Origin of the sequence: Micromonospora sp. NPDC048835, assembly GCF_040649995.1 — a bacterium.
In the GTDB taxonomy this organism is placed as follows: Bacteria; Actinomycetota; Actinomycetes; order Mycobacteriales; family Micromonosporaceae; genus Micromonospora.
In genome coordinates this window covers 1-6,542 of sequence record NZ_JBEZGM010000062.1, presented here as the reverse complement: position 1 = coordinate 6,542, position 6,542 = coordinate 1, and the positions used below count along the sequence as shown (strand labels likewise).

The window sequence follows — 6,542 nt, the reverse complement described above, 5'->3', positions numbered from 1 at the left end:
GGGCCGGCGAAGATGAACGAACCCGACGGGCGCTTCGGATCCTTCAAACCCGCCCGGGTACGCCGGATCGCCTTCGACACCGCCTTGACCGCGTCTTCCTGCCCGATGACGCGCTTGTGCAGCTCGTCCTCCATACGCAGCAGACGCGAGGTCTCCTCCTCGGTCAACTTGTAAACCGGAATACCGGTCCAGTTACCGAGCACCTCAGCGATCTGCTCGTCGTCAACCTCACTGACGACGTCCAGATCACCGGCCTTCCACTCCTTCTCCCGCTGCGCCTTCTGACCCAGGAGCTGCTTCTCCTTGTCCCGCAGCTGAGCGGCACGCTCGAAGTCCTGCGCGTCGATCGCGGACTCCTTGTCACGACGCACCTGAGCGATCCGCTCGTCGAAGTCCCGCAAGTCCGGCGGCGCGGTCATCCGACGGATCCGCATCCGCGCACCGGCCTCATCGATCAAATCGATCGCCTTGTCCGGCAGGAAACGATCGGAGATGTACCGGTCGGCCAGAGTTGCGGCAGCCACCAGGGCTGCGTCCGTGATCGAAACCCGGTGGTGAGCCTCGTAACGATCCCGCAGACCCTTCAGGATCTGAATCGTCATCTCCAGGGTGGGTTCCTCGACGCGCACAGGCTGGAACCGGCGCTCAAGCGCCGCATCCTTCTCGACGTACTTGCGGTACTCGTCACTTGTCGTAGCGCCGATGGTCTGCAGCTCGCCACGGGCCAGCATCGGCTTGAGGATGCTCGCCGCGTCGATCGCGCCCTCGGCGGCACCCGCACCCACCAGGGTGTGAATCTCGTCGATGAACAGGATGATGTCACCGCGGGTGCGGATCTCCTTGAGCACCTTCTTGAGGCGCTCCTCGAAGTCACCCCGGTACCGCGAACCAGCCACCAACGCACCCAGGTCAAGCGTGTAGAGCTGCTTGTCCTTGAGGGTCTCGGGCACCTCACCCTTGATGATCTTCTGGGACAGGCCCTCCACCACGGCGGTCTTACCGACGCCGGGCTCACCGATCAGAACCGGGTTGTTCTTCGTCCGGCGGGAGAGCACCTGCATGACCCGCTCGATTTCCTTCTCCCGCCCGATGACCGGGTCGAGCTTGCCCTCACGCGCGGCCTGAGTCAGGTTGCGGCCGAACTGGTCCAGCACCAGGCTGGTCGACGGCGCGGCCTCACCCGGCGCGGCGCCTGCAGCGGCCGGCTCCTTGCCCTGATAGCCGGAAAGCAACTGGATCACCTGCTGGCGGACCCGGTTGAGGTCGGCGCCGAGCTTGACCAGCACCTGGGCGGCGACGCCCTCGCCCTCACGGATCAACCCGAGCAGGATGTGCTCCGTGCCGATGTAGTTGTGCCCGAGCTGCAGCGCCTCGCGCAGCGACAGCTCCAGCACCTTCTTCGCCCGCGGCGTGAACGGGATGTGCCCGCTCGGCGCCTGCTGGCCCTGGCCGATGATCTCCTCGACCTGCTGGCGGACGCCCTCCAGGGAGATGCCGAGGCTCTCCAGGGCCTTTGCCGCGACGCCCTCACCCTCATGGATCAGGCCCAGCAGGATGTGTTCCGTACCGATGTAGTTGTGGTTGAGCATCCGGGCCTCTTCTTGGGCCAGGACGACAACCCGTCGCGCTCGGTCGGTGAACCGCTCGAACATGCCCTCACGCCCCTCACGGGCTCCCACGCTGCCCGTCGACGGACGGCACTTGAACGCACCGAAGCGAAGATCGTTGCGCTGAGTCTGAGACTCTTGGCCACGTCGCAATGGTCGGCGTGGGCAGCCACTCGTGGCGCGGGCAGGCGCTCTACCCAAGGAAATACTAACGCATCACGTGGATCGACACCGGTGCCGCGAGCGACTACCGGCGCGGTGTTCCGCTCCGGACGGTACGTCGAGACCGCCGAACGGCCGATGTCGGGCCGCTGACCAGGTCGGGTGTCAGCTCCAGTCGGTCGGCCTCGACCGCCGGGCGATGGCGTCCGAACCGCCGCACCATCGGCATCTCCACCCCCTGATGCAATGCCCAGGCCAACGCCAGCGCGACGCCGAAGAGCGCGGCGACCGCTGCTGTCGAGCCGAGCGGTCCGAATGTGGTCTCGGCGCCAATCACCTGCGCACCGGCAATGACCACCATCCAATGCACCAGATAGAAGGCGAACGACAGCTCCCCCAACCGCACCATGGCCCGATGACGAAGCGGGGATGGTCGATTCCGCAGGTCGGCGGTGGCCGCCGCGGCGATCAGCGGCACGAACCACAGCGAAGCCAGCCCACCGGTGGCGAACAAATAGGGTGCGGTCAGGACGAACCCGTAACCCGCCACCGCGATGCCCGCCGCGGGGAGCAGGCCGATTCGCGGCCAACGACCGGCGAGCACGATCCGGGCGAGTGTCATGCCGACCACGAACTCGAGTGCCCGCACCGGCGGAAAGAAGTACACGAACCAGATCTGACCAAACGACAGCGAACCGTCGGCGATGATCGTCAACCGGGGCTGGTCGTTCACCAGGAACTGCGCGATCACGGCGGCTCCGGCGATCAGGACGGCCAACGCCGCCATCGTCCACCAGAGCCGGTTGACCGGGATCCGGTCGAGGAGCGGCAGCAGCAGTGGGAAGGCGAGGTAGAAGAAGAGTTCGCAGGAGAGGGACCAGCTGACCCCGTTGAACGAGGTGCTGGTGTTGAGGCTCGGCACCCAGGCGTGCAACAGCAGGGGGTTCGTCACCCAGTCCAGGAGGCCGGTGGCCCGCCCTGCCACGACGGTGAGCACGGCGGCCAGGGCGAAGGTCACCAGATGACTTGGATAGATCTTGACGACACGCCGGCGCCAGAAACTCGTCGTGCGATCCGACTCTCGGGCGGTCCAGGTCAGTACGAAACCACTGAGGACAAAGAAGAAGCCGACTCCGTACGGGCCGGCGAGTGGAAAGGCGGACGCGACGAAAGTGCCGAGCGAGCCACCAATGAATTGCGTGATGACCGCAATGTGGCAGGCGAAGACCAGTGTTGTCGCGAAGAATCTCAGGCCGGTGAGAGAGGGCAGTCGTCTGGTAACCGGATCTTCCGTCATGGCGACGTGGTCACCAGACGACCGGAAGAGAGCTGATCTCGCGGGCCAGACCGCCGGACTCCCATTTCACATCCTCCGGTTCGACCGCCAGTCGCAGCGTGGGAAAGCGGGACACCAGTGACCCGAGGGCGATCTGCAACTCCGCCCGGGCCAGGTGGGCGCCCGGACAGTGATGCGGCCCGTGCCCAAAGGCGAGGTGTGGGTTTCGAGTCCGGGCGAGATCGAGCACTTCGGGCTCGGCGAACACCGTGTCGTCGTGATTCGCGGAGATGCGCGACGGCAGGACCGCCTCACCGGCCTTGACCACCGTCTCGCCGACCCGGACGTCCTGCGTCGCGTAGCGCGCGAAGACGGCAGCCTCGTCGGTCTTCGCGTACCGCAGCAGTTCCTCGACGGCGAGATTGATCAGACCGGGCTGCTTCGCCAGCCGCGCGAGCTCCGCCGGATGGGTCAGCAGGAGGTACGAGCAGTGCGCGAGCTGGTAGCTGACGCTGCCGTGGCCAGTGGCCAGCATCAACCGCGCCAGGGTGATCACCTCGTGTTCGTCCACCCGGGAGTCCGCCTGGTAGCCCTCGATCAGAGCGCCGATGAGGTCGTCGGTAGGCGCGGACATGCGCTGGATGAACAGATCCGCGACGTACTCCTGTAGTTGCCGCACATGCTCCTGGGCCACCTCCGGAGGCATCGAGGCGGTAGCCGTCATCGCCTCGGACCACTGCGCGAACTGCTGGCGGTCCACCTCGGGTACGCCGAACAGATCACTGATCACCCCGATCGTCAGCGGCACGCTGAAGTCGCCGACCAGGTCCCACGGCGGCCCCTCTGCCGCCATCCGGTCCAGCAGGTCGTCCGTGACGCGCTGGATCAACGGGCGCATCACCCGGACCCGCCGCGTCGTGAAAACCCGTGAGACCAACCGACGCAATCGGTTGTGGTCGGGTGGATCCAGTCCGAGGATGTTCTCCTCCGGCATCACCGGGAAGGCCCGTGGCTGGTCGCGCTCGCTCGCCATGGCGCGGCTGAACCTGGGATCACTGTGCACGCACTTCACGTCGGCGTAGCGGGTCGCCAACCACGCCTCGTCCCCGAACGGCATTCGGACCAGGCTCAGCGGGGCATCGCGACGCAGGCGGGCGTACTGCTCGTGGATCGGTGGCGCTTCATCCGCGTGGAACGGATAGGGGCGGGCTTCGTCAGTGGGCGCCATGCTCGTCCTCACGTTTACTGAGTGAGTTGTGCGTATCGGTTTTGTCTGCACATTATTCGGTGCCCGAGAAGCGAGCAATGCTGCGTTTGTCGATGTCGGTGCAGCGTTAGCGACAGGTGCCACGGACGTTGCGTTGCCGTCAATACGAGTGGCCTTGCCTGCCTGAGTTTCAGTCCTTTAGGTTTGATTGCGCGTCGAAATGGAGTTATTCGTGGCGCGGGCAATTTGGTAAACCGTCTACCGACAGCCTTGGAGGGCGAAGTGCGAGCAGCGGTCCTGCACCCGGGCGGCGGTCCGTCCCTGGATCTCCGCGACGACGTCACTGCCCTGGGGCCGGACGCGGGCGAGGTGAAGATTCAGATCAAGGCCACCGGAGTGTGTCACTCGGACCTGTCCGTGGTGGCCGGTGGTCTGCCCAGCCAGGGCACGATGATCGTCGGCCACGAGGGTGCTGGGATCGTCAGTGAGGTGGGTCCGGGCGTGACCGGGGTCCGGGTGGGCGACCACGTCGTGGTGAACTGGATTCCGGCCTGCGGGCGCTGCCCCGACTGCGTCAACGGCGACGCCCACCTCTGCATGACCTACATGTCGGACCTCTTCGGCAAGGCGCGGTTCGCGGTCGGCGATACGCCTGCCTTCGGCATGGCCGGCACCGGCACCTGGGCCGAGCAGATCGTCGTCCCCTGGGAGGCGGCCGTACGGATCGACGACGACATCCCGTTCGAGTACGCCGCACTGCTCGGATGCGGCGTCTCCACCGGCGTCGGGGCGGCGATCAACACCGCTCGGGTCCGAGCGGGATCGTCGGTGGCCGTGCTGGGGCTGGGTGGTGTGGGGCTCTCCGTCGTGCAAGGTGCGAGCATCGCCGGCGCGGCGCGGATCGTGGCCGTCGACCCCAATCGGGGCAAGCACGGTATCGCGATGGAGTTCGGGGCCACCGATGCGATCACCCCGGAGGACCTGCGCGCCACCCATGACGCTGTCACCGGTGGGCGGGGTTTCGACTACGTCTTCGAGGCGGTCGGCCAGGCCGCAACCATTCAGGCCGCCTGGGACGTTACCCGGCGTGGTGGGGACACCGTGATCGTCGGTGCCGGCTCGGCGGACGACCTGGTGCAGATCAACGCGTTCGAACTGCTCTTCCGCGCCCGTAATCTGGTGCCCAGCGTCTACGGCAGCTCCGACCTCCGTCGCGACCTGCCCCGCCTGGTCGCTCTCTTTCGCCAGGGTCGGTTGAACATCGAAAGCCTGATCAGCCGCCGCATCCAGTTCGAGGAACTGAACGACGCGGTGTCCGCACTGGAGAAGGGTGACGTGATCCGCCAAGTGGTGCTCTTCGACTAGGTCGGGGGCCGGGGCGGGTGACCGTGAGGTTGGTGGTGCCCGTGTCCGCACACTTCTGACGCTCCGCCCGTCGCTGCGGCGATCCGTTGCATGGGCGGGGCGTCGTTGGCGTGGCCCAACGCGGTCCGGTTCGGTCGAGGGCTGCCGACGCATGCCGATCGGTCCGATGCCCGCGCCAACGCATCGCGCTGTTGCGGATGGCCCGGGCGGTCCGGCCCAGCCGGCCGTCCTCCCGCCGGCTGGGCCGGAACGGTCAGAGTGCAGGGCTGAGGCCCGTCGGCATCGAGAGCAATGAACAACCGTCGATGTTAACGTGCTCGTGGGGCCTCCTTCAAGTGCTGCGGCACTGGTCCGAGCCGGGATCTGGGCCGATGCCTGCGGGAAGTCGGCGCGCGACATTTTTCGCCAAGATCCGGGTTCGACGGTGGCTGATGTTCCCAGCACGTTACGTCTTGACGAACGCCATGTTATCGCTCACAGTCGATGCCTAAGGACGACGACACCTCGGCTTTCCGGGCAAGCCTTGCCTCGTCGATCTCGAATCAGGCGTGCGCCAGGGCTCGCCGGCGTCTTGTTAACGCTAACTTCTTGACGCCTACGCCCTCGGCCACGCGTCGCGGTACGCCCACCCTCGGGCAGGCCGTTCGGCTCTTGGTCACTGGAGGAGGATCATGTCTGCCCTAGATAGGTCTGCATCAATCGTAACGTCGCCGCGGCGGCGTCGGTGGTTGCCCCGCATCGTCGCCGCCAGCGCGGCGGCGTTGATGGTCGGTGGCGCCGCCGTGGCAGTGGTGTCGTCACCCGCCGCCGCGGCGACTGTCGACACGAGCGCGTGGTACGTGTTGGTCAACCGCAACAGCGGCAAGGCCCTGGACGTGTACAACCTGGCCACGAACGACGGTGCGCGGATCACCCAGTGGACCCG

At 66.4% G+C, this 6,542-nt stretch carries 5 protein-coding genes; 2 read left to right on the top strand and 3 right to left on the bottom strand.

Annotated features, from left to right (window positions below; genetic code table 11):
* The 3 genes from AB0C15_RS32480 to AB0C15_RS32470 form a co-directional block, all read right to left on the bottom strand.
* Positions 1-1,652, bottom strand: a 1,652-nt coding sequence (locus tag AB0C15_RS32480) for a Clp protease N-terminal domain-containing protein (RefSeq protein ID WP_357358574.1), incomplete at its 3' end; no start/stop codon positions are given.
* Between the two features lie 202 nt (positions 1,653-1,854).
* Positions 1,855-3,066, bottom strand: coding sequence for an acyltransferase (locus AB0C15_RS32475; RefSeq protein ID WP_357358572.1), 1,212 nt, complete (start codon positions 3,064-3,066; stop codon positions 1,855-1,857).
* Between the two features lie 10 nt (positions 3,067-3,076).
* Positions 3,077-4,273, bottom strand: coding sequence for a cytochrome P450 (locus AB0C15_RS32470; RefSeq protein WP_357358570.1), 1,197 nt, complete (start codon positions 4,271-4,273; stop codon positions 3,077-3,079).
* A 261-nt stretch (positions 4,274-4,534) separates the two neighbouring features.
* On the opposite strand from AB0C15_RS32470, the gene AB0C15_RS32465 reads away from it, so the two are divergent.
* Together AB0C15_RS32465 and AB0C15_RS32460 are read left to right on the top strand one after the other, a co-directional pair.
* Entirely contained in the window at positions 4,535-5,617 is a 1,083-nt protein-coding gene (locus AB0C15_RS32465; RefSeq protein WP_357358568.1) for a Zn-dependent alcohol dehydrogenase, read from the top strand.
* Between the two features lie 671 nt (positions 5,618-6,288).
* The coding region (locus tag AB0C15_RS32460) for an RICIN domain-containing protein (RefSeq protein ID WP_357358566.1) at positions 6,289-6,542 on the top strand (254 nt) is incomplete at its 3' end.

Coding starts and splice junctions, on each gene's coding strand:
- AB0C15_RS32470 (WP_357358570.1), bottom strand. CDS start 4,273: ATGGCGCCCACTGACGAAGCCCGCCCCTATCCGTTCCACGCGGATGAA.
- AB0C15_RS32475 (WP_357358572.1), bottom strand. CDS start 3,066: ATGACGGAAGATCCGGTTACCAGACGACTGCCCTCTCTCACCGGCCTG.